This window comes from Pseudomonas sp. GW821-FHT07G06, from assembly GCF_058986625.1.
In genome coordinates, this window is record NZ_JBYSVW010000001.1 from 737072 (window position 1) to 763374 (window position 26303).

Annotated in this window: 27 protein-coding genes, 2 tRNA genes and 1 pseudogene (1 of these 30 cut by a window edge); 25 read left to right on the plus strand and 5 right to left on the minus strand. The window is 60.5% G+C overall.

Annotated features, from left to right (window positions below; translation table 11 throughout):
- Positions 1-661: 661 nt before the first annotated feature.
- The 17 genes and pseudogenes from AC3WJW_RS03340 to AC3WJW_RS03420 all read left to right on the plus strand — a co-directional run bounded on the left by AC3WJW_RS03340 (position 662) and on the right by AC3WJW_RS03420 (position 16815).
- The gene (locus tag AC3WJW_RS03340) at positions 662-1846 is read left to right on the plus strand and encodes an acyl-CoA dehydrogenase family protein (RefSeq protein ID WP_493725108.1); all 1185 of its coding nucleotides are present in this window, start codon (positions 662-664) and stop codon (positions 1844-1846) included.
- A 139-nt stretch (positions 1847-1985) separates the two neighbouring features.
- Positions 1986-3107 (plus strand): LLM class flavin-dependent oxidoreductase, encoded by a 1122-nt coding sequence (locus AC3WJW_RS03345; protein WP_116581264.1) that lies wholly within the window; start codon positions 1986-1988, stop codon positions 3105-3107.
- A 392-nt stretch (positions 3108-3499) separates the two neighbouring features.
- Positions 3500-3613: pseudogene (locus AC3WJW_RS03350) on the plus strand (DUF6124 family protein); the annotation flags it as partial.
- Positions 3614-3937: 324 nt separating this feature from the next.
- Positions 3938-4438 (plus strand): DUF4822 domain-containing protein, encoded by a 501-nt coding sequence (locus AC3WJW_RS03355; protein ID WP_493725109.1) that lies wholly within the window; start codon positions 3938-3940, stop codon positions 4436-4438.
- Between the two features lie 113 nt (positions 4439-4551).
- The gene (locus tag AC3WJW_RS03360; RefSeq protein WP_493725110.1) at positions 4552-4992 is read left to right on the plus strand and encodes a hypothetical protein; all 441 of its coding nucleotides are present in this window, start codon (positions 4552-4554) and stop codon (positions 4990-4992) included.
- 580 nt (positions 4993-5572) lie between these two features.
- Positions 5573-5932 carry a DUF6124 family protein gene (locus AC3WJW_RS03365; RefSeq protein WP_493725111.1) on the plus strand — a complete coding sequence of 120 codons (360 nt, stop codon included), beginning with the start codon at positions 5573-5575 and terminating at the stop codon, positions 5930-5932.
- A gap of 272 nt (positions 5933-6204) precedes the next feature.
- Entirely contained in the window at positions 6205-7095 is an 891-nt protein-coding gene (locus tag AC3WJW_RS03370) for a VOC family protein (RefSeq protein WP_493725112.1), read from the plus strand.
- A gap of 11 nt (positions 7096-7106) precedes the next feature.
- Entirely contained in the window at positions 7107-7988 is an 882-nt protein-coding gene (locus tag AC3WJW_RS03375) for a CoA transferase subunit A (RefSeq protein WP_493725113.1), read from the plus strand.
- 12 nt (positions 7989-8000) lie between these two features.
- Entirely contained in the window at positions 8001-8789 is a 789-nt protein-coding gene (locus AC3WJW_RS03380) for a CoA-transferase subunit beta (RefSeq protein WP_493725114.1), read from the plus strand.
- Between the two features lie 25 nt (positions 8790-8814).
- The gene (locus tag AC3WJW_RS03385; protein WP_493725115.1) at positions 8815-9687 is read left to right on the plus strand and encodes an enoyl-CoA hydratase; all 873 of its coding nucleotides are present in this window, start codon (positions 8815-8817) and stop codon (positions 9685-9687) included.
- 2 nt (positions 9688-9689) lie between these two features.
- Positions 9690-10757 carry an NAD(P)H-dependent flavin oxidoreductase gene (locus AC3WJW_RS03390; protein ID WP_493725116.1) on the plus strand — a complete coding sequence of 356 codons (1068 nt, stop codon included), beginning with the start codon at positions 9690-9692 and terminating at the stop codon, positions 10755-10757.
- Positions 10758-10768: 11 nt separating this feature from the next.
- A complete protein-coding gene (locus tag AC3WJW_RS03395; RefSeq protein WP_493725117.1) occupies positions 10769-11524 on the plus strand; it encodes an enoyl-CoA hydratase family protein in 756 nt (251 codons plus the stop codon).
- Positions 11525-11534: 10 nt separating this feature from the next.
- The gene (locus AC3WJW_RS03400; RefSeq protein WP_493725146.1) at positions 11535-12701 is read left to right on the plus strand and encodes an acyl-CoA dehydrogenase family protein; all 1167 of its coding nucleotides are present in this window, start codon (positions 11535-11537) and stop codon (positions 12699-12701) included.
- A 10-nt stretch (positions 12702-12711) separates the two neighbouring features.
- Positions 12712-13767, plus strand: a complete 1056-nt coding sequence (locus AC3WJW_RS03405; protein WP_493725118.1) for an acyl-CoA dehydrogenase family protein — start codon at positions 12712-12714, stop codon at positions 13765-13767.
- A 162-nt stretch (positions 13768-13929) separates the two neighbouring features.
- Positions 13930-15078: an acetyl-CoA C-acetyltransferase gene (locus tag AC3WJW_RS03410; RefSeq protein ID WP_103395398.1), complete on the plus strand. Its 1149-nt coding sequence runs from the start codon at positions 13930-13932 to the stop codon at positions 15076-15078.
- A 154-nt stretch (positions 15079-15232) separates the two neighbouring features.
- Positions 15233-16108 carry an SDR family oxidoreductase gene (locus AC3WJW_RS03415; protein WP_493725119.1) on the plus strand — a complete coding sequence of 292 codons (876 nt, stop codon included), beginning with the start codon at positions 15233-15235 and terminating at the stop codon, positions 16106-16108.
- Positions 16109-16305: 197 nt separating this feature from the next.
- Positions 16306-16815 carry a DUF1993 domain-containing protein gene (locus AC3WJW_RS03420; RefSeq protein ID WP_116581274.1) on the plus strand — a complete coding sequence of 170 codons (510 nt, stop codon included), beginning with the start codon at positions 16306-16308 and terminating at the stop codon, positions 16813-16815.
- Between the two features lie 143 nt (positions 16816-16958).
- Here the strand turns inward: AC3WJW_RS03420 and sstT are convergent, their stop codons facing one another.
- Positions 16959-18179, minus strand: a complete 1221-nt coding sequence (gene sstT / locus AC3WJW_RS03425) for a serine/threonine transporter SstT (RefSeq protein WP_493725120.1) — start codon at positions 18177-18179, stop codon at positions 16959-16961.
- A 466-nt stretch (positions 18180-18645) separates the two neighbouring features.
- Here sstT and AC3WJW_RS03430 point away from each other — a divergent pair, with 466 nt between their 5' ends.
- Positions 18646-19809, plus strand: coding sequence for an MFS transporter (locus AC3WJW_RS03430; RefSeq protein ID WP_493725121.1), 1164 nt, complete (start codon positions 18646-18648; stop codon positions 19807-19809).
- Here AC3WJW_RS03430 and nhaR read toward each other — a convergent pair.
- Positions 19796-20695: a transcriptional activator NhaR gene (gene nhaR / locus AC3WJW_RS03435; RefSeq protein ID WP_493725122.1), complete on the minus strand. Its 900-nt coding sequence runs from the start codon at positions 20693-20695 to the stop codon at positions 19796-19798. The genes AC3WJW_RS03430 and nhaR overlap by 14 nt on opposite strands.
- Positions 20696-20914: 219 nt before the next feature.
- On the opposite strand from nhaR, the gene AC3WJW_RS03440 reads away from it, so the two are divergent.
- Both AC3WJW_RS03440 and AC3WJW_RS03445 read left to right on the plus strand, forming a co-directional pair.
- On the plus strand, positions 20915-21157 hold the full coding sequence (locus tag AC3WJW_RS03440) for a hypothetical protein (protein ID WP_102702184.1): 243 nt from the start codon (positions 20915-20917) through the stop codon (positions 21155-21157).
- 29 nt (positions 21158-21186) lie between these two features.
- Entirely contained in the window at positions 21187-21936 is a 750-nt protein-coding gene (locus tag AC3WJW_RS03445; protein ID WP_493725123.1) for a TerC family protein, read from the plus strand.
- 146 nt (positions 21937-22082) lie between these two features.
- Here AC3WJW_RS03445 and AC3WJW_RS03450 read toward each other — a convergent pair whose 3' ends face one another.
- Positions 22083-22244, minus strand: coding sequence for a hypothetical protein (locus AC3WJW_RS03450; RefSeq protein WP_493725124.1), 162 nt, complete (start codon positions 22242-22244; stop codon positions 22083-22085).
- Between the two features lie 179 nt (positions 22245-22423).
- Between AC3WJW_RS03450 and AC3WJW_RS03455 the strand changes: the two genes are divergently transcribed.
- The 3 genes from AC3WJW_RS03455 to AC3WJW_RS03465 all read left to right on the plus strand — a co-directional run bounded on the left by AC3WJW_RS03455 (position 22424) and on the right by AC3WJW_RS03465 (position 23693).
- A complete protein-coding gene (locus AC3WJW_RS03455; RefSeq protein WP_493725125.1) occupies positions 22424-23158 on the plus strand; it encodes a C39 family peptidase in 735 nt (244 codons plus the stop codon).
- Positions 23159-23253: 95 nt separating this feature from the next.
- A complete protein-coding gene (locus AC3WJW_RS03460) occupies positions 23254-23460 on the plus strand; it encodes a DUF6021 family protein (protein ID WP_015094297.1) in 207 nt (68 codons plus the stop codon).
- Between the two features lie 17 nt (positions 23461-23477).
- Entirely contained in the window at positions 23478-23693 is a 216-nt protein-coding gene (locus AC3WJW_RS03465) for a hypothetical protein (RefSeq protein ID WP_493725126.1), read from the plus strand.
- Positions 23694-23867: 174 nt separating this feature from the next.
- On the opposite strand, the gene pbpG is transcribed toward AC3WJW_RS03465, so the two are convergent.
- Together pbpG and folD are read right to left on the minus strand one after the other, a co-directional pair.
- Entirely contained in the window at positions 23868-24806 is a 939-nt protein-coding gene (gene pbpG, locus AC3WJW_RS03470; protein WP_493725127.1) for a D-alanyl-D-alanine endopeptidase, read from the minus strand.
- Positions 24807-25043: 237 nt separating this feature from the next.
- Positions 25044-25898 (minus strand): bifunctional methylenetetrahydrofolate dehydrogenase/methenyltetrahydrofolate cyclohydrolase FolD, encoded by an 855-nt coding sequence (gene folD, locus AC3WJW_RS03475; protein ID WP_008001570.1) that lies wholly within the window; start codon positions 25896-25898, stop codon positions 25044-25046.
- 274 nt (positions 25899-26172) lie between these two features.
- Between folD and AC3WJW_RS03480 the strand changes: the two genes are divergently transcribed.
- Together AC3WJW_RS03480 and AC3WJW_RS03485 are read left to right on the plus strand one after the other, a co-directional pair.
- Positions 26173-26249: transfer RNA gene (locus tag AC3WJW_RS03480), tRNA-Arg, on the plus strand.
- Between the two features lie 32 nt (positions 26250-26281).
- Positions 26282-26303 (plus strand) — tRNA-His (locus tag AC3WJW_RS03485); it runs 154 nt beyond the window's last position.

Consider the following 26303-nt stretch of genomic DNA (forward strand, 5'->3'; position numbering starts at 1 on the left):
TCTGCCTTTGCTCTTCTGTGGGAGCGGGCTTGCTCGCGAAGGCGGCCTGACAGCCGACCTGGTTTTTGCAGATGTCCCCAATCCCTGTGGGAGCTGGCTTGCCTGCGATGGCGGACTACCGGCCGGCAGAAACCTTGCTGATGTACTCAGTTCCTGTGGGAGCGAGCCTGCTCGCGAAGGCGGCCCGACAGCCGACTGGAATTTTGTGGCTGTATCACCTCCAAAAGATCGCAGCCTCGTTGCACTCGACAGCTCCTACAGGGGAATGCGCATGCATCAGAACCAGGCCGGCCGGTAGGCCGCCTCGGGCTCTGTAGGAGCGAGCTTGCTCGCGAAAAACCTGAGAGCACCGCGGGGTGCCAGGCTTCCCGCATCATCGTTGACCTCCATCGCGAGCAAGCTCGCTCCCACAGTGATCTTCAGTGGCCACAAGTCTCGAGTAAAACAGGGAGCTCAATGTGGGTCTGCCCGCGAAGACGGCCTGCCAGCAAGCACATCCCTTTCAGATACACCCCCAGAGACCAGTTCCGCAATCCCACATGGTCCGTTTGAGGGATGCCCGCCGCTTTGCGCATTGCTTGAATGCCAGCGTAGGGGCACTACACCCGCCCCGTTGCACGCGCGCCCCGGCGGATGGGGTGAACAAAGGAGAACAATAAAAATGCTCAACCAAGACCTGATTCGCCAGCGTCTGAGCCAACGTGCCCGTGAGTTGGTGCCGATCCTGCGTGAACGCGCCCTGAACGCCGCGCAAGCCGGGCAGTTGCCTGAAGAAACCCTGAAGGATTTCCATGACGCCGGGTTCTTTCGCATCCTGCAACCGTCCCGCTGGGAAGGCTATGAGCTGGAGCCCAAGGATTTCTTCGACGTGCAGATGACCCTGGCCGAGGGCTGCATGTCCTCGGCGTGGGTGCTGGGGGTGGTGGCGATCCATAACTGGCAGCTGGCGCTGTTCGACGACCGCGCCGCGCAGGATGTCTGGGGTAGCGATTCCAGCGTGCTGATCTCGTCTTCCTATATGCCGGTGGGCAAGGTTGAGCGGGTCGACGGTGGTTTCAAGTTGAGCGGGCGCTGGGGCTTTTCTTCCGGCAGCAAGCACTGTGACTGGGCGTTCCTGGGTGCGCTGGTGCCGCCGGAAGAGGCGGGCGGGGCGCCGGATTATCGGACGTTCCTGGTGCCGCGCAGCGACTACCAGATTCTCGACAACTGGAACGTCATGGGTCTGGAAGCCACCGGCTCCCACGACATTCTGGTGGAAAACGCCTTCGTTCCCGAGTACCGCACCCATCGCGCGTTAGACGGTTTCATGCAGAACAGCCCGGGCAATGCGGTGAACAGTGCGCCCTTGTTCCGCCTGCCGTTCGGGCAGATTTTCGTGCGTGCGGTGTCGTCGTCCGCTATCGGCGCCCTGCAAGGTGCGGTGGATCAGTTTGTCGAGCACAACCGCGCCCGGATCGGGGTTAATGACGGTCGCAAGATGGTCCAGGACCCGGCTGCGCAATCGTCGCTGGCCAATGCCATGGTCTGCGTTGATGAATGCAAGACCGTGCTGCATCGCAACTTTGCCTTGATGCTGGAGCGCGCGCAGAAGGGTGAGCCGTTGAGCATGCCCGAGCGGGTGAAGATGCGTTACGACTCGGCGCTCGTGGCCGACAAGTGCGCCAAGGCCGTTGGCGACCTGATGTTCAACAGCGGTGCTTCGACGATCTTCCGCAGTCATGCGATCAACCGTGCCTTCCGCGACATTCACACCGGTCGCGCCCACGTCGCCAACAGCCCGGCCAAGTACGCCTGGAACCTTGGCGGCGTGAGCATGGGGCAGGACAGCAGCGACTTTTTCCTCTGACGCTTCCCTACAGCTCTTTTTCTATGAAACGGGCTAGTCCGTTTGCGTGATTCGAGCGCCCCGTCGATGCACGAGCATTGGCGGTAAGGCGAAGGTCTACGGCGCCGACTGCGCATCCAAATAAGCACAAGGATCAACCATGAAATTTTCCCTGATTTACGAAGCCCAGACGGTGGACTCCAGCCGCGAAGGCGACCGCAAGATTTTCGAAGACACGGTCGAGCAGGCTGTGCTCGCCGACAAGCTCGGCTTCGACACCTTCTGGTGCGTAGAGCACACCGCGCTGAGCAACTACTCTCACATGTCCGCGCCGGAAACCATGCTGGCTTTCGTGGCCGGTAAAACCGAGCGCATCGGCATCGGCCACGGCGTGGTCTGCCTGCCTCCGGCGATGAACCACCCGGTGAAGGTCGCCGAGCGCATCGCTACCCTCGACCTGTTGTCCAAGGGGCGTGTGCACTTCGGCGTCGGCAAGGGCGGCACCCAGCAGGAAGCCGGCACCTTCGGCTACGACCTGGCGACCTTGCAGCCGCAGATCGACGAGATGATGTACCTGATCCCGAAAATGTTCGTGCAGGACGAGATCGAGCACAACGGCGACTTCGTGCAGATCCCCAAGCGTCCGATCCATCCAAAGCCTTATCAGGATCCGCACCCGCCGATGTACCTGGCGTGCACCAACACCGAGTCGCTGAAGAATGCCGGTGGTCGTGGCATGGGCGCGCTGGTGCTGGGCTTCGGTGGCCCGGAAGAAATCGCCAAGAAGGTCGAGGTGTATCACACGGCCTACGACAACCGCGATGAGAAGAAGCAAGTGGGCTTCCGTCCTAACCGGCACATCGCCGCGCTGTGCCCGGCCATCGTGCTGGACGACAACGAAGAAGCGCGCCGCATCGGTATCCGTGGCCAGCGTTACTTCATGGAATCCCTGGGTTACTGGTACGGCGGTGGCGAGCGTCCGGATCCGGAGAAGTGGAAGGACGACACCTTCGTCGACGGCAACGGCCAGAGCGTGATCAAGTCGCGCTTCGCCTCCGAAGAAGTCAGCGTTGACTTCTCCGACCCGACCATGGCGATGATGAACCCGAACCACGCCTACGGCACCGTCGAGGATTGCATCGGCTACGTGCAGCGCCTGATCGACGCCGGCGCCGACGAAATTTTGTTCATCTGCCAGATGGGCACCGTGCCGCAGTGGGCGCAGCTGGAAACCTTGAAGAATATTGGCGAGAAGGTGATCCCCCATTTTCGTAAGGGCTGATGTCCGGACGAAGCTAGCCGGTTAACGAATGTTCTCCATTCGGACCGAACCTGTGGCGAGGGGGCTTGCCCCCGTTCGGCCGCGAAGCGGTCGCAAAACGTGGCTGCACGGTATTTCAGACATTCCGAGTCGCCCGGTCGTGGGACTACTTCGTAGTCCAACGGGGGCAAGCCCCCTCGCCACAGGAAGTAGCACAAGGAAATTGATCGCTTGTGTTACAGGCCTGGCACGGACGTCAGGTCACCTTTCCAACGGGTCCCCAAGGCCCGTTTTTTTATGCCTGCACCAATCCCACAGCCACCACACCTCTGTAGGAGCTGCCGCAGGCTGCGATCTTTTGATCTTCGGCCACTCCAACTTTGCCAAAAGATCGCAGCCTTCGGCAGCTCCTACAGGGGGTGGACCATTTGGAGGGCAGTTCACGCAATGTTTTGCTGGGTATTTCAAATGGCGTGATGCTGGCGGAGATCACGGCGAACCGGGTGCTGGACCAAATATCACCACCTGCACAACGCAACGCCAGGAGCTGCCGCGGTTTGCGATCTTTTAATCTTTATTTTCCATCGATTCCGAGAAGATCAAGATTAAAAAATCGCGACCAGCGATAATTCCTACAGGGATTTCCGAGTCTTGACGAAGAGGTTCAAGCGTCCATTATTTTGTTGGCATTTATTGAATGTCATTACTGCTGCAATTGTTGCAAATATATACCTGGTATTGTGAATGGCTGATATCGCTCCTATATTTCATCAGCTGGTCGTAGTGGTTTTTTTTGCGAGAGCAAAAACAACAAACAAACGTCACCACTAAACTCGGCAAGGAATTATTCCATGCGAAAATACCACGCAATGTTTAAAGGCCTGCTCCTCGCTGGACTACTCAGTCCACTTGTCAGCCAAGGAAAGCAGATGGAGGATAAGACTGATATTCAGGCATTGGCCACATCTCCTCAATGGTTGACAACCAAGGTTTATATAGAGGGAGCCCCGGAGGTAGACGTCAAGGAAAAATATCCGGGTGTTGTTGGAATATCCATGTGGGATCCCGGACGTAATCGCTATGAATTTTTTTATACCGACACCGGTCAATCAAAATATGACAATGGCGGCGGCGGTTACTTCCTAGTCACCGGTGACAAAACAACGCATATCCTGGTGCCCGATAAAGGAACGGTCAGAACGGTGGTCAGAAGACTGGAAAAGTTGAATGACGAAGAGTTCACCTATTCACGAGAGGTCCCTCGCGACATGGTAGAAACCAACGCGCCTGTCCGGATCTATGTGGTCCATGCGCCCTACAGAGGACCTTTAAAGACCTCGATGTCGCACTAAATGCCTTTCGGCAGTCATTTATTAAGTAGTTATTTCGATACTTCAAGGCGTCCGCGTTAAAAGACGCCACTCTAAAGTAGCATCCATAAAAACCCGAAAATAAAAGGTGCAACATGAGTATGAGATTCAGAACGCTATTGATGTCTACGTTACTACTGGCCGGAATATACTCGGCTGGCGCCCATGCACAGCCGACACCGCCTTCGGCCGCAAAAGACGCTATCGCCACGCCAGATAATGCACTCATGCTGACTGTTTTCTTGAAGCACGATCAATCGCGCCCATTGGGAGAGTTGAAAGAGCAACTCGCCAAACAGGATTTTTACAAGGTGTTCCCTCCGGCTGGGGTGGAGGTTGTCAGCTGGAATATAACCATGGGGATAGGACAGGTCATTGTTCTACGCCTGCCTGCCTCGCGTCTCGCCGCGGTCAACCTCGCACTCGAAAACACCGCGTGGGGAAGTTACCGGACAGAATTCTTTCCGACCTATGATTTCAAGGAAATAGCCCTGGCAGAACAAAAGAAAGTGCGAGAAGCCAAATCTACCCAGTAACCACAGCGCAAATGCGCAGCGTCTTTAGCGCGTAGGATTTACCTCGACAGCGAACGCAATCGCATTTTCCTCAAACGGGCCATTTCTGGCCCGTTTTTTTAGCCTGCACTCATCCCACAGCCACCACACCTCTGTAGGAGCTGCCGCAGGCTGCGATCTTTTGATCTTGATCTTCAGCCACTCCAACTCCGCCAAAAGATCGCAGCCTGCGGCAGCTCCTACAGGGTGTTTCTGAGGGGTGTTTAATGCCTGTCGGAATCACTTCTTGAAAGCTACATCGCCTTGCGTCGTTGCCTACAGGTACGCCAGAATCCGCCGGCTTGTGCGCCTTGGGGCCGCTCGGTAACTTGATTCGCGTCACTGCCCATCAGTGATCGGGTTTAGTCGCCCGCGGTTACACGAAGCGTGCATGCGTTCCAAAAAGTCAGGTCATTTCATGTCTGCACTTGATGGTAGCTGTGCGCAGGGCGCTCTCGGGCGCGCCGGTTTCGTGTCTCCCCGGTCGACTAACCTGCGTACAGCTGCCACCCCCTTGTTTGGTCGCAATTGGGTGACGGCTCCAATTTCTGGAGACCGAATCATGATCAAACCTTCACCAAATCCCCCGGACACCGATCCGGCATCCCCATCCGAACCCGATTCAAAAAAACTCAACGAAGCCGCCGAGCGAGCCCTCGCTTACCACTTCCCCTCGACCGCCGACATCAAAGCCACCCCTCGAACCATCAGCACGCTGTTCAGCGTCGACCCCGAGGCCACGACCGAAACCCTGGTGGTCTATCTGGTCGAGACGTTGGCCTCGGTGGATGTGATGGTGCATCAACTGGTGGATCATCTGGAGGGCGGAGACCGTAATGCACTGCTTGGCATTTCCAATAGCGTGATGCTCGCCGAGATCACCGCGAACCGTGTGCTGGATCAAATCGATCCGCCTACATAAACCCGCAACATCACTTACCCCTGTGGGAGCGAGCTTGCTCGCGATGAGGCCCTGTCATCCAACAGCTCTGTTGACTGTCACGCCGCCATCGTCGGAACGCCGCCCGGAGCAAGCTCGCTCCCACAGGTTTTTCATGTTCCGCGCCATCAAATCCGCTAGTCCCATTGGACGATGTTGCCCCTCTCCGAACCCGTTTGAATAGGCCGTACATAAAGTCTCCCCCGGCACCAGCCGAAGGGCGGCACCGCCTGAGTAAAACGAGGAGTGCATCCATGGATATCCGCGGTCTGGGTTACGTCACCCTGTTATCCAGCGACCTGGCGCAATGGCGCCACTACGCAAGCCAGGTGCTGGGCATGATGGTCAGCGGCGACGATGAGCTGTTGTACCTGAAAATGGACGAGCGTCATTACCGCGTGCTGGTGCAGAACAGTGCCGAGAACGGCTTCGGTGCCTGCGGCTGGGAAGTGGCCGGCAAGGCGGCGCTGGAGCAGGCGGTCTGCGAACTGCAGCAGGCTGACGTGCAAGTGACCCGCGGCACAGCGGCAGAGGCCGAGCTGCGTAAAGTTCAGGAACTGGTGCACTTCAGCGATCCGGATGGCAATCGCCACGAAATTTTCTGGGGCCCGCTGCAGGACTTCGCTCGCTTCGTTTCGCCGGTGGGCGTCAAAGGTTTTGTCACCAACGACCTCGGCATGGGCCACGTGGTATTGCCGGCGCCGGCCTTCGAACGCTGCCGCGACTTCTACGAACAGGTGATGGGCTTTGGCCTGTCGGACCTGATGAAAGTCCGCTTCACCCCGGACCCGGCCGAGCCGCAAAAGCGCATCCACTTCCTGCACTGCAACAACGGCCGCCACCACTCGCTGGCGATTTTCGAGTGCCCGATGCCCCATGGCTGCGTGCACATGATGGTCGAGGTCAACGCGCTGGACGAAGTCGGTCGTGCCCTCGATCGCGTCCACGCCAACGGCGTGAAGCTGTCGGCCACCCTCGGCCAGCACACCAACGACCAGATGATTTCTTTCTACATCAAGACCCCGTCCGGGTTTGACCTGGAGTACGGCTGCGACGGCCTGGTGGTCGACTGGGACCGCCACACGCCGTTCGAAAGCACCGTGGTCAGCCACTGGGGCCACGACTTCAGTGTCGGTCGCCAATGAGGAACAAGACGATGGACAAGCAAATGACCACCGCCGAGATTGTCGGCCAACTGCGTGACGGCATGACCATCGGTATCGGTGGCTGGGGCCCGCGCCGCAAGCCGATGGCGCTGGTGCGCGAAATTCTGCGCTCGGACCTCAAGGACCTGACGGTGGTTGCCTACGGCGGGGCCGATGTCGGCATGCTCTGCGCGGCCGGCAAGATCAGGAAACTGGTGTTCGCCTTCGTTTCCCTGGATTTCATTCCGCTGGAGCCGTACTTCCGCAAGGCGCGCCAGGAAGCGGCGCTGGAAGTGATGGAGATCGACGAAGGCATGCTGCTGCTCGGCTTGCGGGCGGCGGCGATGAATGTGCCGTTCATTCCGACCGCCGTGGGCCTGGGCACCGACGTCCTGCGCCACAACCGCCAGATCAAGTTGATCGCCTCGCCCTACGCCGATGGCAAGGACTGGGTGGCGATGCCGGCGCTCAAGCTCGACGCGGCGCTGCTGCATGTCGACCGTGCCGACAAACGCGGTGTGTGCCAGATCAGCGGCCCGGATCACTACATGGACGACCTGTTCGTGCGGGCCGCGACCCACAGCTATGTGACTTGCGATGAACTGGTCGACAGCGACTATTTCCACCAGGACAGCGCCCACGCCCATCAAGTGTTCTGGGAGCGCAACCTGACCACCGCCGTGGCCCACGTGCCGGGCGGGGCGCACCCGTCGTCTTGCGCTCCGCTGTACGGTTTCGACGTCGCGCACTTCAAGGCCTACAACGCCACGGTGCAGGCCGCCGATGGCTGGGAAGGTTACGTGCGCGACTACGTCGACTGCACCCACGAACAGTACCTGGACAAGGTTGGCGGCCTGGCTGCGATCCGTGAACTGCCGTTGCCGATTTTCTAAGGGAGCCTTCCGATGAGCACTACCACTTACAGCCTCGCCGAGCTGATGATCTGCGCCGCCTCCGAAGCCTGGCGCGAAGACGGCGAAGTGTTGGCCACCGGCATCGGCGTGATCCCGCGCCTGGCGGCATCCTTGGCCATGCTCAGCAGCAACCCGCAACTGCTGATGACCGACTCCGAAGCCTACATGGTCGCCGAACCGGTGCCTTTGGGCGCACGCAAGGGCTATGAGCCCAAGCGCGACAGCTGGATGGGTTTCGCGCGGATTTTCGACAACGTCTGGGGCGGCAAGCGCCATGCACTGGTCGGCCCGACCCAGATCGACCGCTTTGGCCAGGCGAACATTTCCTGCATCGGCGACTACGCCAAGCCCAAGGCGCAGATGCTCGGTGTGCGCGGTTTCCCCGGCAACTCGATCAGCCACGCCAATTCGTTTTGCGTGCCGAGCCACAACCGTCGGGTGTTCGTCGAAGGCGAGGTCGATATGGTCGCCTCGGTCGGCTACAACCCGGCCCGCTTGGCGCGGGGCTGGAAGCTGGACGACATCGACATCCGCCTGATCATCACCGACCTCTGCGTCCTGGATTTCCTGGGCCCGCAACGGCAGATGCGCATCCGTTCGCTGCACCCCGGCGTGACGGCGGCGCAGGTCCAGGACAACACCGGGTTCGAGTTGCACGTGCCGGACGATTGCCCGACCACCGTGGCCCCGACCGTCGAGCAATTGCAACTGATCCAGCGTCTGGACCCGCACAACCTGCGCGCCCTGCAGCTTAAAGACAACCCGCCAGGCCAGCGCTGAGCGCCCGCGTTTTCGGAGACAAGTGATGGCTGAACATAACGACAAGAACGAGGCCGACGTGGTCCTGTACGAAGTGCGCGAGGCGGTGGCAATCGTCACCATGAACCGCCCCGAGTACCACAACGCACAGAACTCGCAGATGACTTATGCGCTGGACGCGGCGTTTCGCCGGGCCTGCGATGACGATGAAGTGAAGGTCATCGTGTTGCGCGGCGCCGGCAAGCATTTCTCCGCCGGGCATGACATCGGCACGCCGGGGCGCGACGTCGACAAGACGTTCGATCGGGCGAGCCTTTGGTACGACCACACCAACAAACCGGGCGGCGAGTTTCTCTATGCCCGGGAGCAGGAAGTCTATCTGGGCATGTGCCGGCGCTGGCGCGAGATGCCCAAGCCGACCATCGCCATGGTCCAGGGCGCGTGCATTGCCGGTGGGCTGATGCTGGCCTGGGTCTGCGACCTGATCGTCGCCAGCGAGGATGCCTATTTTGCCGATCCGGTGGTGCGCATGGGCATTCCCGGGGTCGAGTATTTCGCCCATGTGCATGAATTGAACCCGCGCATCGCCAAGGAATTCCTGTTCCTCGGCGAGCGCATGCCGGCACCGCGTGCCTTTCAGATGGGCATGCTCAATCGGGTGGTTGCTCGCGACGAGCTGGAACAACAGACCCTCGACATCGCCGGGCGCATTGCCCAGATGCCGCGCCTGGGCCTGCAACTGAGCAAGCAAGCGGTGAACAACGCCGAAGACCTGATGGGCAAGCGCGCGACCATGGACATGGTGTTCGGCCTGCATCACTTCGCCCACGCCCACAACGAACTGGTGTCCGGTGACCGCCTCGGCGGCTACGACGCCAAGGCCATGGCCAGTTCCCAGCGCAAACCGGGCGAGGCGTGAGCATGGCGATTTCGTTGAATACCCGCCTGACCGAACTGCTCGGTTGCCGCTACCCGATCATCCAGACGGCCATGGGCTGGGTTGCCGATCCGAAGCTGGTGGCGGCCACGGGCAATGCCGGTGGTTTCGGTTTTCTCGCCGGGGCCACCATCGAACCGCAGCAGATGGAAGCGGCGATCCTCGAAACCCGACGCCTGACCGATCAGCCGTTCGGCGTGAACTTCCACATGTACCAGGCCAATGCCGGCGAGATCGTCGAGCTGGTGTTGCGCCACAAAGTCCGTGCGGTCAGCTACAGCCGTTCGCCGGGCAAGCAAATGATCAGCCGCCTGAAAGATGCCGGCGTGGTGTGCATTCCCACGGTCGGCGCGCTCAAGCATGCGCAGAAAGCCGTAGAAATGGGCGCCGATGCGGTGACGGTACAGGGCGGCGAGGGCGGTGGGCACACCGGTTCCGTGCCGACCTTGATGCTGCTCGATCAAGTGGTCAACGCAGTCTCAGTGCCGGTGGTGGCGGCGGGCGGCTTCAAGGACGGTAAGGGGCTGGTTTCTGCATTGGCCTACGGTGCCGAAGGCATCGCCATGGGCACGCGTTTTCTGATGTGCGCCGATAGCCCGGTGCCGCAAGCAACGTTGGCCCGTTACCTGGCGGTCAAGGACCCGGCGGCGATCATCATCAGCCGCGCCATCGACGGCATGCCGCAACGGATGATCCGCAACGAATTGCTCAACCAGCTGGAAAACAGCGGCGGTCTCAAGCGCCTGTTGCTGGCCTTTCAGAGTGGTCTGGCCTACCGCCGCCACACGGGTATGAGCCTGACGCAACTGCTCGGCAGTGCCCTGAAAATGCGCGGTGCCGGAGAGCTGACCGCCGCGCAAAGCATCATGGCCGCCAACGCGCCGATGGTGATCCAGAAAGCCATGGTCGACGGGCAGCCGGCTGCGGGTGTGTTGCCTGCCGGACAGATCGCCGCATCCATCGACAGCTTGCCCAGCTGCGCCCAATTGATTGAACAGATCGTCCGCGACGCCGACGCGCGCCTGGGCGAACTGTGCCGCCGTGTGTCGTAAGGGGAAAAGACATGAAACCATTTAGTGTCAGCATCGATAACGGCATTGCCGAACTGGTGTTCAACCGGCCGCCGGTCAACGCCTTCAACAACCAGGGTTGGGTCGACATCGCCAGCGAGATCGAGGGCCTGGGCCGCAACAACGACGTGCGGGTGATCGTGATTCGCGCCGAAGGTCGCGGCTTCTGTGCCGGGGTCGATATCAAGGAACTGGCGGCCGACGGCAACCTGATCGTCGCGGTGAACAAAGGCAACTACGACAGCTTCAAGGCCATTCACCGCAACCCGAAACCGGTGATCGTTGCCGTGCACGGCTTTGTGCTGGGCGGCGGCATCGGTATCTGCGGCGCCGCCGACATCATCGTCGCGTCCGAGTGTGCCACCTTCGGCGTGCCGGAAGTGGATCGCGGGGCCATGGGCGGTGGCGCGCATTTGCAGCGGCTGTTTCCGGTGCAGAAAGTCCGCCACATGTACTTCACCGGCGAGCCGATCGACGCCGCCGAGGCTTACCGTCTGGGCGCCGTGGAGCAGGTGGTCAAGCGCGAAGACTTGCGCGAAGCCGCGTTGCAGATCGCCCGCACCATCGCCGCCAAGAGCCCGGGCATGATCAGCCTGGCCAAGGAAGCGCTGACCGGCATCGAAGACGGCAATCTGGAAGACAAATACCGCTGGGAGCAGGGCTTCACCCTCGAAGCCTATCGCTCACTGGACTCTCAGGAAGCACGCGACTCGTTCGTCGAGAAACGCGATGCCCGATTCAACGGCTGAAGGCATATCCATGGACCTGACCTATACCCCGGCCCAGCAGGCCTTTCGTGCCGAGGCGCGAACCTGGCTGGCGGCCAATGTACCGAGTGAACCGCTGCAATCGTTCGACACCGAACAGGGCTTTGCCGAGCACCGCGCGTGGGAAGCCAAACTCAACGAAGGCCGTTGGGGCATGGTCACCTGGCCGACCGAGCTCGGCGGGCGCGGCTGCGACTTGATCGAGTGGCTGATTTTCGAAGAGGAATACTACCGTTCCGGGGCGCCGGCACGGGTCAACCAGAACGGTATCTTCCTGCTTGGCCCGACCCTGATGGAGTACGGCAGCGAAGAGCAGAAAGCGCGGTTCCTGCCGCGCATGGCCACCGGCGAGGACATCTGGGCCCAGGCCTGGTCCGAGCCGGGTGCCGGTTCCGACATGGCGGCGATCCGCTCCAAGGCGGAACGGGTGGGCGACCATTATGTGATCAATGGCCAGAAGACCTGGTCGACCCGCGCCGTGTGGGCCGATTGGGTGTTCGGTATTTTCCGTACCGATCCACAGTCCCAACGCCATCACGGCCTGACCTTCATCCTGCTTCCGCTGAATACGCCGGGCATCACCGTGCGGCCGATTCCGCAGCTCAATGGCTTGCCGGGCTTTGCCGAGATCTTCTTCGACGACGTCAAGGTACCGGTGGAAAACGCCCTCGGCGGCGAAGGCATGGGCTGGCACGTGGCGATGTCCACCGCCGGTTTCGAGCGCGGTTTGCTTTTGCGTTCGCCGGCGCGTTTCCAGGAAACCGCCAAGCGTCTGGTGCAGCTGTACCTGGCCAACCGCGAGCAGGCCGACCGCGACCCGGCCATCGGTGAGGCGGTGATGCGCGCCTGGCTCGATGCCGAGGCCTACACCCTGAGCACCTACATGACCGCCTCGCAACTGGTGCAGGGCGGCAAGATCGGGCCGGAGTCGTCGACCAACAAGATTTTCTGGTCCGAACTCGACCAGCGCATGCACGACACCGCCATGAGCATTCTTGGCCTGCGTGGCGAGCTGCTGCCGCAAGCCCCGGCCGCCGGTGACGTCGGCCATTGGCTGGAAGGTTTCCTGTTTGCCCAGGCCGGGCCGATCTACGCCGGCACCAACGAGATCCAGCGCAACATCATTGCCGAACGCATGCTCGGCATGCCGCGTGCCTGAGGAATAGACCATGGACTTTAGTTTCAGCCGCGACCAATTGCTGTTTCAGGACAACGTCCGCAGCTTCCTGATCAACGAAGTCACCCCGGAGCGCATTCGCGAACTTTGGCAGAGCGACAGCGGGCGCAGTGAGCGACTCTGGGCGCAACTGGTGGAGCTGGGCCTGACCGCGCTGACCGTGCCCGAGGCGCAGGACGGCATGGGCATGAATGAATTGGATTTCGTGCTGATTGCCCAGGAATGCGGTTACGCCGGTCTGCCAGAACCACTGGTGGACACCATGCTGGTCGGCGTGCCGATGCTCGCCGCCCTCGATGAGCAACAGGCGGCACTCAAGCAATACTGGTTGGCGCGGGTCGCCGAGGGCAGTGCACGCCTGGCCGTTTCCGAACCGGGTAACCCGCTGGTCAGCGATGCCCATGTTGCCGACCTGCTGTTGCTGGCCCATGGCGATGAAGTGCATGCGCTGGAGCGCGATGCCGTGTGCCTGACCCGCAACGAGTCGGTCGACCCGAGCCGTCAACTGTTCCAGGTCGAATGGACGCCGACTCCCGCTACTTGCGTGGCCAGCGGCGAACAAGGACGGCGCTTGTGGGCATCTGCCTTCAACCGTGGCGCCCTCGCCAGCGCCGCGCAATTGCTGGGGCTGGCCAAACGCATGGTCGACCTGGCGGTGGACTATACCTTCGAGCGCAAGCAGTTCGGCAAGCCGGTCGGCTCGTTCCAGGCGGTCAAGCATTTGATGGCCAACGTCGCGGTGCAGATCGAGTTCGCCAAAGGCCCGTTGTACCGCGCCGCTTATGCGCTGGCCGAGCAGCAACCGGGGCAGGACGTGCTGGTTTCCCACGCCAAGCTGGCAACGGCGGAAGCGGCCATGCTCGCGGCGAAGAACACCATCCAGGCCCACGGCGCCATGGGTTACACCTGGGAAGTCGACCTGCATCTGTTCATGAAACGCGCCTGGGCGCTGGACAAGGTCTGGGGCGATCGCGGCCGTCACAAAGGGCGGATTCGCGCGGCGTTGTTCGAAGGCAACCCGGCGCTGGGTGCGGGCAGTACGTTTTAACCAGTCAGTAAGGGTGACGCCCCCCCCCCCTGTGGGAGCGAGCCTGCTCGCGAAGGCGGCAGCACATTCAACATTTTTGTCGACTGAACTGACGCATTCGCGAGCAGGCTCGCTCCCACAGGTTATCGGCGCCTGAATTCAATTTTTTCACCGAGGTAGATCATGCCTGAAGCCTATATCGTCGACGCCCTGCGCACCCCCACCGGGCGGCGCAAGGGTGGTCTGAGCCAGATTCACGCCGCCGACCTGGGCGCGCATGTATTGCGCGCACTGGTCGAGCGCAATGACATTCCCGATGAGGATTACGACGACGTGATCTTCGGCTGTGTCGACACCATCGGCCCGCTGGCCGGGGACATCGCCCGCACCAGTTGGCTGGCGGCCGGCCTGTCGCAATCGGTGCCGGGCACCACCATCGATCGCCAGTGCGGTTCGTCCCAGCAAGCGGTGCACTTTGCCGCCCAGGCGGTGATGAGCGGCACCCAGGACGTGGTCATCGCCGGTGGCGTGCAGACCATGACCCAGATCCCGATTTCCTCGGCGATGATCGCTGCCGAGCCCTTGGGCTTCACCGATCCGTTCAGCGGCTCCGAAGGCTGGGTGCGGCGCTACGGCGCGCAACCACCGACGCAGTTCCGTTCGGCGCAGATGATCGCGGAAAAATGGGACCTGTCCCGGGCGCAGCTCGAAGCCTATTCGCTGGAGTCCCATCGACGGGCCCTGCAGGCCATCGAGCAAGGGCGCTTCAATCGCGAGATCGTGCCGTTGGCCGGCGTGCTGCACGACGAAACGCCGCGCCAGACCAGCCTGGAAAAAATGGCCGAGCTGGAATTCCTGTTCGGCTGCGACCGGGTCACCGCCGCAGTGTCGAGCCAGACCTGCGACGCGGCCAGCGCGATGCTGATCGTCTCCGAAGCGGCGCTCAAGCGTTACGGCCTGACGCCACGGGCACGCATCCATCACTTGAGCGTGCGCGCCGAAGATCCGATCTGGATGCTCACCGCGCCGATCCCGGCCACCGCCTACGCGCTCAAGCGTGCGGGGATGAAACTGGAAGACATCGACCGGGTGGAGATCAACGAGGCTTTCGCGTCGGTGGCCATGGCCTGGTTGAAAGAGACCGGTTATCCGCACGAACAGACCAACGTCAACGGTGGTGCGATTGCCCTCGGCCATCCGCTGGGCGCCACCGGCACCCGTTTGATGTGCAGCCTGCTGCATGAGCTGGAGCGCAGCGGAGGACGCTTTGGTATGCAGACCATGTGCGAAGGCGGTGGGCAGGCCAATGTGACCATCATCGAACGTTTGTAAAACCAGGATGTACACCGATCCTGTGGGAGCGAGCCTGCTCGCGAAAGCGGTGTGTCAGTCAACATTGATGTTGAAGCTGATGGCCTCTTCGCGAGCAGGCTCGCTCCCACAGGGATATGTGTCGACCAGTAAAGAATTTGAGTGGAGCAGCAACATGAAAATCTGTGAAAACCGCGTCGTGATCATCACCGGTGCCGGCGGTGGTCTGGGCCGGGCGTACGCGATGGCGTTCGCTGCCGAAGGCGCGAAAGTGGTGGTCAACGACATCAACCGCGAAGCGGCCCTGGCCGTGGTCGGCGAAATCCTCGGCCAGGGCGGCAGTGCCGTGGCCAACAGCGACGACATCACCCGCTACGATTCGGCAGGGCTGATCGTGCGCCAGGCCATCGAAACCTTTGGCGACCTGAACGTGGTGGTCAACAACGCCGGCATCTGCCGCGACCGCATGTTCGCCAGCCTCAGCGAATCCGACTGGGACGCCGTGGTGGCCGTGCACCTCAAGGGCCACTTCTGCATTTCCAGCCACGCCGTTAAGTACTGGCGTGAGCAGGCCAAGGGCGGTGCCAGGGTCGATGCGCGGATCATCAACACCAGTTCCGGCGCCGGTTTGCAGGGGGCCATTGGCCAGTCCAACTACGCGGCGGCCAAGGGCGGTATTGCCTCGTTGACGCTGGTGCAGGCGGCTGAACTGCGCCGCTACGGGATCACCGCCAACGCCCTGGCACCGGCTGCGCGGACCGGGATGACCGAGCAGGTGTTCGCCGACACCATGAAAAAGCCTGAAGAGGGCTTCGATTACTTCGCCCCGGAAAACGTCGCGCCGTTGGTGGTGTGGCTGGGTTCCGAGGCGTCCGCCGAGGTGACCGGGCAGATGTTTGAAGTCGAGGGCGGCAAGTTGTCGATCGCCGATGGCTGGCGCCGTGGCCCGCAACTGGATCGCCAGGGCCGCTGGGCGGTTGGCGAGATGGGCGATGCCGTCGCGCAACTGCTGACACAAGCGGTCCCGGCGGCCAAAGTGTACGGCAGCTGAAAAAGACCGGTCTCGGGAGGGCGGCACGCGGCTATAATCGGCCCCTGATGCTGATCACCTGTAGGAGCGAGCCTGCTCGCGATGGACTTCGGCGCAACGCGTTCATCCAGACAGGACGCGTTTTCGTTAACGTCCATCGCGAGCAGGCTCGCTCCTACAGATGCACATGACCCACGTTCCTCCATACGAGACCTGCCATGACCATTTCCCTGTACGACGCTTCCGTGCCTGTTTTCCAGCAAATGCTCAACGCCCTGAGCGATGTACTGAAAAAGGCCGAGGCTCACGCCACCGAAAAAAACATCGACCCTAACGCCTTCCTGCAAGCGCGTCTGTTCCCGGACATGTTCCCGCTGGTGCGCCAGGTGCAGATCGCCGTTGATTTCGCCAAGGGCGTTTCTTCTCGTCTGGCTGAAGTTGAAGTGCCGAAGTACGACGACACCGAAACCACTTTCGCCGAACTGCAGGCACTGATCGCCAAGGTTTTGGCCTACATCGGCGAGTTCACGCCGGAGCAGATCAACGGCAAGGAAGGCATCGAGATCGTCACCCGTCCGGGCACGCCTAAAGAGAAGCGCTTCAGTGGCCAAGCCTACCTGCTGACCTACGGCCTGCCGCAGTTCTTCTTCCACGTCACCACCACTTACGCACTGCTGCGCCACAACGGCGTGGAAGTGGGCAAGCGCGACTACATGGGCGCGTTCTAAACCGCCCGGGTACAAAAAAGCCCGCCAGGGTTTGCGCCTTGGCGGGCTTTGTTTTACGTCAAAAGATCGCAGCCTGCGGCAGCTCCTACAGAGCGTACACCGTTCCGATGTAGGAGCTGCCGCAGGCTGCGATCTTTTGATTTTCAGGCCAGGCGCTCTTCACCCAGGCAAGCCGCCGCCGTGAACAGCACATCGGTAGACGAGTTCAGTGCGGTTTCCGCCGAGTCCTGCAACACGCCGATGATGAAACCGACCGCCACCACCTGCATGGCGATTTCGCTCGGGATGCCGAACAGGCTGCACGCCAGCGGAATCAGCAACAGCGAACCACCGGCCACACCCGAAGCGCCACAGGCGCAGATCGCCGCGACCACGCTCAGCAGGATCGCGGTCGGAATGTCCACGGTGATACCGAGGGTGTGCACCGCCGCCAGGGTCAGCACGGTGATGGTGATCGCGGCACCCGCCATGTTGATGGTCGCGCCCAGCGGGATCGATACCGAGTAGGTGTCTTCGTGCAGGCCCAGGCGCTTGCTCAGTTCCAGGTTGACCGGAATGTTCGCCGCCGAACTGCGGGTGAAGAATGCGGTGATGCCGCTTTCACGCAGGCAGGTCAGCACCAGTGGGTACGGATTGCGGCGCAGTTTCCAGAAGACAATGATCGGGTTCATCACCAGGGCCACGAACAGCATGCAGCCCAGCAGCACGGCCAGCAGGTGCGCATAGCCGATCAAGGCGCCGAAACCGGAGGTGGCCAGGGTCGAGGCCACCAGGCCAAAGATCCCCAGCGGGGCGAAGCTGATCACCAGGCGCACGATCACGGTCACGCCGTTGGACAGGTCGCCCAGCACTTCGCGGGTGGTGTCGCCGGCATGACGAATGGCGATGCCCATGCCGATGGCCCACGCCAGAATGCCGATGAAATTGGCGTTCATCAGCGCGCTGACCGGATTGTCGACCACGCTCAGCAACAGGCTTTGCAGCACTTCGCCAATCCCGCCAGGCGCTGTGACCGCGACGTCCTGGGTCGACAGCACCAGGCTCGACGGGAACGTCATGCTGGCAACCACCGCGACCACGGCGGCGGCGAAAGTGCCCAGCAGATACAGGAACAGAATCGGCCGGATATGGGTTTCCTGGCCGTGCTTGTGGTTGGCAATCGACGCCATGACCAGCACGAACACCAGAATCGGCGCGACGGCTTTCAGCGCCGAGACAAACACTTTGCCGATGAACGCCGTGGATTTCGCCACGTCGGGGGCAAACAGGGCCAGGGCAATACCGGCGATCAGGCCGATCACGATCTGCGTGACCAGGCTCAAGCGTTTAAGGCGGTGCAATAGAGAAGGGGATGAAGCAGTCATAAAACAGCATCTCTGATTTTTTATTAATGCATGGTTTCGCAGGTTTGCGGCAACAAACAGGGCAGGCCGCAGGCAGGAAACCGAGAAGGAAACACAGGGATCAATGTCTTTTAAGGTGTTGAACGTCGCTTTTCTTGTGGGAGCGAGCTTGCTCGCGATGACGGTATAACCTTCAACATTGATGTTGACTGACCCATCGCTATCGCGAGCAAGCTCGCTCCCACAGGTTTTGCCCTTAAATAATCGGCATTGACCACAGGGTGTACTTTTTCAGGGCGCGGACTTTATCACAGCGCAGGTACGATCCTTCAGACCTGTGACGATCCGCCACTCGGGTAATCAACGAGATCGGCAGGTTCGTGCAACCCTGATTGAAAACACTCTGTTAAGATTCGCCATCCTCATTTTCATGTCTGCCAGTGGGCCTTCGGGCTATCGCTGGTGTCGTCGTTTTCTGGAGTTGTGCATGCGGTTGTTGCCCATTCTTCTGTTGTCTGCCGCCGGTTTCACGGTGCTGACCACGGAATTCATCATCGTTGGCCTGTTGCCGGCGATCGCCAGGGACCTGGAGGTCAGCATCCCGCAGGCCGGTTTGCTGGTGACCTTGTTCGCGTTCACCGTGGCCGCGTTCGGTCCGTTCCTGACGGCCTGGTTCGCTCGCTTCGAGCGGCGCAAGCTGTTCATCTCGGTACTGATCCTGTTTGGCCTGGCCAATACCCTGGCGGCACTGGCGCCGAACATCTGGGTGATGGCGTTTGCCCGGTTGATCCCGGCGCTGGGGCTGCCGGTGTTCTGGGCGCTGGCCAGCGAGACGGCGGTGGACATCGTCGGGCCGGATTACGCCGGTCGCGCCATTGCCAAGATCGGCTTCGGCATCGTCTGCGCCACGGTGTTCGGCATTCCGGTGGGCACGCTGATTTCCGATGCGTTCGGCTGGCGCAGTGCCTTTGCGATTCTGGCGGTCATCGCCTTTGCCAAGGCGTTGCTGCTGTTTATCTATCTGCCCAGGACCAACCTGCACCAGCATCAGGTGAGCTTTCGGTCGCAGTTCAAGATCCTGCGCAGCCCGCTGATGCTCGGTCATGTGTTGTTGTCGGTGATCGTGTTCAGCGGCATGTTCACGGCCTATACCTATCTGGCCGACATCCTCGAGCGTCTCGCCGGCTTCAACGGCACCGTGGTCGGCTGGTGCCTGATGGGCTTCGGCGCGGTCGGGTTGATCGGCAACTCCCTGGGCGGCCGGGCAGTGGATCGACATCCGCTGATGGCGTCGATGATGTTCTGCGCGTTCATGATTGCCGGCCTGGTGGCGCTGGTACCTAACATCCATTCGCCGCTCGGTCTGGCGGCGGCGATGGGCATCTGGGGCGTGACTCAGGCGGCGTTGTTCCTGGTCAGCCATGTGCGCCTGATGAAAGCCGCGCCCGAAGCGCCGGCATTTGCCGCGTCGCTGAACATCGCCGGGGCCAACCTCGGTATCGGCCTGGGCGCAATGATCGGTGGCCGGGTGATCGACAGCGTCGGCCTGCAAGGCCTTGGCTTTGCCGCCGCCGCTTTCATTCTGGCTTCGATCCTGCTGGCCATCGCCCTGATGACGTTCAAGCCGCGCGAGGCGGTTACAGCGCAGTAAACAGCTCGCGTCGGGCACCTTCGGTAATGGCGACAATGCCGGGGTGCTTGACCTTGCGCTCCACCGAGATGGCATAGAACGACTCGCTCACCGCGTCGGTCTGGCCGATCACTTGCACGCCACACTGGCGTTGCACTTCATCGGCAATCACGCTCGGGCCGATGAAGATCCCGCTGCCAGATTGGCCGAAGGCCTGCATCAGGGCACTGTCGTCGAACTCGCCGACAATCTGCGGCTGGATCTGCTGCTCGGCGAACCAGCGCTGCAAACGGCTGCGCACCACGGTTTCCGGGCCAGGAATCAGCAGCGGCGCACCGTGCAGGTTGCGCGGGAAGTCCTGACCGAAACGTGCCGCCAACTCAGGGGTGGCGAAGAAGCTGATCCCGCACTCACCGAGTTTCTGGCTGTAGCCTTTGATGTCCAGGTGCGACGGCATCGGGCTGTCGGAAATCACCAGGTCCAGGCGCTGGATCGCCAGGTCGGCCAACAAACGTTCAAGCTTGTCTTCGCGGCAGGTGATGCGCAGCGGTTCGCTCAGCTCCATGGTCGGTGCGATCAGGCGATAGACGATGGACTTGGGCACCACGTCGGCCACGCCGACACGAAACAGAATCTGCTGCTCATTGGGTTGTGCCCGCAGCATCAGTTCCAGTTCGCCACCCAGCTGGAACATTTGTTCGGCGTAGGGCAGTGCCTGGCGTCCGGCCTCGGTCAGTTCGAGTTGTCGTCCGACGCGCCGAAACAACTCGATGCCAAAAGTCTGTTCCAGCAATGAAATCTGCCCGCTGATGGTTTGCGGCGTGAGGTTCAGCTGCTCGCAGGCGCGCACGATGCTGCCGGTCTTGGCCACCACCCAGAAATAATGCAGTTGTCGATAATTCAACATAGGTACGGTCCCTGTAGGAGCTGCCGAAGGCTGCGATCTTTTGATTTAAAAGATCGCAGCCTTCGGCAGCTCCTACATAAAGGCAAGGAAGTCTGGATTCGTAAAAATCGAAGTATATACCGCAAAAATACGAATTTTCCTGAAGTGTTTGCTTCCCTAGAATGCATCGCTATCAACGGGCCATCGTTTCGGTCCCGTTCGTTCTATCGAGGGAGCATCATGAAAATTAAAGCCACGGCGCTGTTGATCACATCTTTACTGGTATTGGCCGGTTGCGACCAGGCCGAGAAAAGCGCGCAACAGTTGATGGGCAAGGCCGCCGAAAGCGCCAAACAGGCAATTGACGATACCCACAAGGCCGCCGAACAGGCGCTCAGCGATGCCACCGGCGGGTTGATCAGCAAAAAAGAATCATCGGAAAAAGAATCGGAAAAAACCGAATCTTCCTCCCAGGAAATCTAAACCGTATTACAACGAGTCAGGACTGACCCATGGACTATCTTTTACAACTTGCCGCCAGCCCCACTGCCTGGGTTGCCCTGGCCACCCTGGTGGTGATGGAAATCGTGCTCGGCATCGATAACCTGATCTTCATTTCGATCCTGACCAACAAGCTGCCCGAGCAACACCGACAGAAGGCGCGGCGCATCGGTATCGGCATGGCGCTGATCCTGCGTTTGGGCCTGCTGAGCACCATCGCGTTCATCGTCCAGTTGACCGCTCCAGTGATCGAGATTCTCGGCCACGCGTTTTCCTGGAAAGACATGATCCTGATTGCCGGTGGCCTGTTCCTGTTGTGGAAGGCGACCACCGAGATCCATCACAGCATGGACCCTGCCCCGGATGATCCGACGTCGAAGACATCCACCGTAACCCTGGGCTTTGCCGCGGCGATCGGCCAGATCCTGATGCTGGACATGGTGTTTTCCATCGACAGCATCATTACCGCTGTCGGCATGACCGAGCATTTGCCGATCATGATCATCGCGGTGGTGGTGTCGGTGCTGGTGATGTTGTTTGCCGCTGATCCGTTGGCCAAGTTCATCAACGACAACCCGACGGTGGTGATGCTGGCCCTGGGCTTCCTGATCATGATCGGCATGACGCTGATTGCCGAAGGCTTTGGCGCCCATGTACCGAAAGGCTACGTCTATGCGGCCATGGCATTCTCGGCTTCGATCGAGGTGTTGAACATGATGTCCCGCCGGGCCCGGCAGAAGCGGGTAGCCACTGAAGCCTGACCGCCGCTAAAAAGAAACGCCTGAACACCCCGTAGGAGCTGCCGCAGGCTGCGATCTTTTGATCTTCTGGAAATGAAAGTCAAAAGATCGCAGCCTGCGGCAGCTCCTACAGTGATGTGTTCAGGCGTTTTTGTTTGTAATGCAGGTCAGTGGGCGCTGGCGTGATGGCGGGTTGCCTTGGCGGGTTTTTCAGGTTGAACGGGAGGGTGATGGTGGCGGCGAGTGATGCGCAGCACGCCCCACAGCATGGCGGCCGCTACCGCCAGCCAGCTGCAAATCAACATCGCAATGATCATGGTCAGGCTCATCTGTGCCTCCTCTTTGCCCTGCTGCGGGCACACACGCTTCGCTGTCGTCTCTTTAGAACACAGTCTAGCCGTTACTGCATTTCAGACTATTGACCGAAAGTCGGCAGTCACCAACCAGTTCGCTCTATCGAATGCACTCGTCTGCCGTTTAAAGCTATACCCTGGCAGCGCGGCGACCTATGATCGACGACCGAGCCGGGAATGGGGTTGCCTGGCGTCTGAACCTGAACAAGAGAGAGCTGATGGTGCGGGTATTTTCTCGAATTTTGTCGGCCATGCTGATGGCCGGTTGCGTGGCAAGTCTGGCGGGATGCGCCGGGAGTGTTGCGCCCGAGATCAAGCGTTTGCCGGAGCGAGTCGAACTCAGCGGCCGATTCTACCGGGGCGATGCGTATCAAAGCGGGCCGCAGGTGCTGGCCAGCATGCTGTCCCAGCAGGGCATCGTGATTACTCCAGGCTTGCTCGAAAAGCCCTTGCATTTGCCGGGGGGCGAAGCGCAGTTGCAACAGAACATGCAGAACCTGGCCCGCGAGTACGGGATGGTGGTTTATCCCCTCGACAGCAATCTTGCGGCCTTGTTGACGCAGGTCGCCGCCGGTTATCCGGTGATGGTGCGCTTCACCGAGGGCTCGGCGATGTGGGCCGAACCGCGTTACGCCATTCTGGCCGGCTACAACCGCCAGAAGCAGACGGTCCTGTTGCGCGCGGGGATGGATCGCCGCGAATTGATGAGCTTCAGTTCCTTCGAGTCGGCATTCAAGGACGCCGGTGGCTGGGCCGTGCTGATCCAGAATCCGACGCAGATCCCGTCGCAGGTCGATCAGCAGCGCTGGCTCAAGGCTGCCAACGATCTGGCTCAGGCCGGTCAGGAGCAGGCTGCCGCCAAGGCGAAAAAGGCCTTGGCCGCACACTGAGTCCGTTGGTCACCCGGCGGGCACCATCGCTCGCCGCCAGCCTCTGATCTTCAAGGGTCCGGATCATTGTTCCGGGCCGAGATCAGGAGGCACCCATGGCTCATTCCACAACGCCCGTCGGTCCGCACTCGTCTGAACATTCCTCTGGTGATGAGCTGGGTTTCGATCCCGATTCCCCGGACCTTGCCGATCCTCAGGTCGACCCGATCGGGCCCGCCAAGGCACCGAGGGACGTGAAGCCGGGTGACAACCCCAAGGCTCCGGCCAAGCCCTACGATCCACTGGGTGACCTGAAACCCTAGGTCCAATGGAGGTGTGTATGTCTACCGATTCCAGTTTCGACGACAAACGTCCCGAAACCGTCCCCACGACCCTCGAGCAAAGCACCGACCCGGTGATGGATCCAGACAGCCCATTGAGGGATCCCCTGGCGCGGCCAACGGTGGTACCCACTGAAAAGCCCAAGGGTTGGAGGGATCCAAGTACCGGCGACGGCATCCCGGACGACGACCAGATGCCGCTGCCCAACGACTGAACAACCGGGTTCACCTGTAGGAGCTGCCGAAGGCTGCGATCTTTTGATCTTGCTTTTAAAAGATCAAAAGATCGCAGCCTTCGGCAGCTCCTACAGGTATTTCGTAATCTGTGCTCCGAAGTACCAAAAAAAAGCCCCGAGTGATCGGGGCTTTTTCATGTGTTTGCAGCAAGGTTACTGCGACGCTTCAACCACGCCGCTCTGCCGCTGCTTGAGGTTCTTGTCTGCCTTGTACTGCAGGGCTACGGAAGGCACGTCCGCGCTCTTTCCGCTCTCAACCCAATTACGCATGCGCGTGGCATCGGCAAAATGGGTGTACTTGCCATAGGCGTCAAGGATCACCAGGGCCACCGGGCGGTTACTCATTCGGGTCACCAACACCAGGCAGTGGCCTGCTTCGTTGGTGAAACCGGTTTTTGTCAGCTGGATGTCCCAGTCCGGCTTGCGGACCAAATGGTCGGTGTTGCGGAAACCCAGGCTGTAGTTGGGTTTGCGGAACGAGACGGTTTTTTCCTTGGTCGTGCTCAGCTCGGTCAGCAACGGGTACTTGTGCGCGGCGATCAGCAGTTTGCTCAAATCGCGAGCGGTCGACACGTTACGCGGGGAGAGACCGGTCGGCTCGACGAAATGCGTGCTGGTCATGCCCAAGGCCCGGGCCTTGGCGTTCATGGCTGCGATGAACGCGGCATAGCCGCCCGGATAGTGGTGGGCCAGGCTTGCAGCGGCTCGGTTTTCGGATGACATCAGGGCAATCAGCAGCATTTCCCGGCGCGGCAGTTCGCTCTTGAGCTTGACCCGGGAGTACACGCCTTTCATTTCCGGTGTGTCGCTGATGTTGATGTTGATGTATTCATCCATGTTCTGGCGGGCTTCGACCACGACCAGGCCGGTCATCAGTTTGCTGACGGACGCGATGGGGACGACGACGTCAGGATTGCTGGCATAGATGACTTTGTTGGTCTGCATGTCCAGCAGCAGGGAGCTGCCGGAAGCGAGCTTGAGTGTCTTCGTATCTCGCGGCGCTGCGGTGGTCTCGTCAGCACTGGCGATTGGCGTGAGGAAAGTCCCTGTAACTGCAAAAAATAGGCTCAGGATGGAAAGACGGATTTTCACGCTGGCAGACTCGCAAAGTGTTGATAAGCCGTTCTGTAACGGGCTATTTCGTAAAAAGCGCGACATTCTGGAGTATGGCTGAATAACTGTCGATGGTTGTTCAAACAACAGGCGAAAGTCCTGAGAAACATGAAAAAAATGTCATTTTCCGTCGGGTGGTCGAGTGTGTTTCGCAGGCAGAAAAAACCCCGCCAAGGGCGGGGTTCTTCGATTCGCTGTCAGCGTCTGCGGTGAAACTCAGCTGTGCAGCGTTTCGGCGGCGTACAGGGTGTTTTCCAGCAGGCAGGCACGGGTCATCGGGCCAACGCCACCCGGTACCGGAGTGATCCAGCCGGCGCGGGGCAGGGCGGTTTCATAGATCACGTCACCGACCAGCTTGCCGTCGTCCTGACGGTTGATGCCGACATCGATCACGATTGCGCCTTCCTTGATCCATTCGCCCTTGACCAGGCCCGGCTTGCCGGCGGCGACGACGACCAGGTCCGCACGGCCGACATGACCGGCCAGGTCCTTGGTAAAGCGGTGGGTGACCGTCACGGTGCAACCGGCCAGCAGCAACTCCATCGCCATCGGGCGGCCAACGATGTTGGACGCACCGACGACCACGGCATTCATCCCGTAAAGATCGACCCCGGTGCTTTCCAGCAGGGTCATGATGCCTTTGGGGGTGCATGGGCGCAGCAGCGGGATGCGCTGGGCCAGGCGACCGACGTTATAAGGATGGAAACCGTCGACGTCTTTGTCCGGACGAATACGCTCCAGCAGTCTGGAGGCGTCCAGGTGTTCGGGAAGCGGAAGCTGGAGCAGAACGCCGTCGATCGCGGGATCGTCGTTCAGGCGATCGATCAGCTCGGTCAGCGCTTCTTGAGTGGTTTCGGAAGGCAGGTCATAAGCTTGGGACAGAAAGCCGACCTCTTCACAGTCTTTACGCTTGTGCGAGACATAAACCTGAGAGGCAGGATCGCTACCGACCAGGATCACCGCGAGGCCGGGCGTGCGCAGGCCTTGCTGGCGACGCTCGGTGACACGTTGGGCGATCTGCTGGCGCAGGCTGGCGGCGATCGATTTGCCGTCGATTAGTTGTGCAGTCATTGCGCGTGATTAACCATCGAGAGGGGAAAAAAAGAGAACGCATTCTCGCATGTCATGCGGTGAGGGCAAAGGCGCTTGGTCTGCAAATTCCCCTAACTCCTTTAATTAAATGAATTTTTTTTAAAAAGGATTTGACGACTTTCGGGTGGCTCTATACTATTCGTCGCACTTGTCGGGCACAGCCTAGCACTGGTTAGGAAGGTTGAGCGGGATTACGATTCTGCAAGACTGGAAAGCACTTAGTTTGTAGTCCTCCAAGGGTACAGCTAACAAGGCGCCCGTAGCTCAGCTGGATAGAGCATCCGCCTTCTAAGCGGATGGTCGCAGGTTCGAGTCCTGCCGGGTGCGCCATTAGGCAGCTTTGGCACAAGTAACGCGATATGGTGGGCGTAGCTCAGTTGGTAG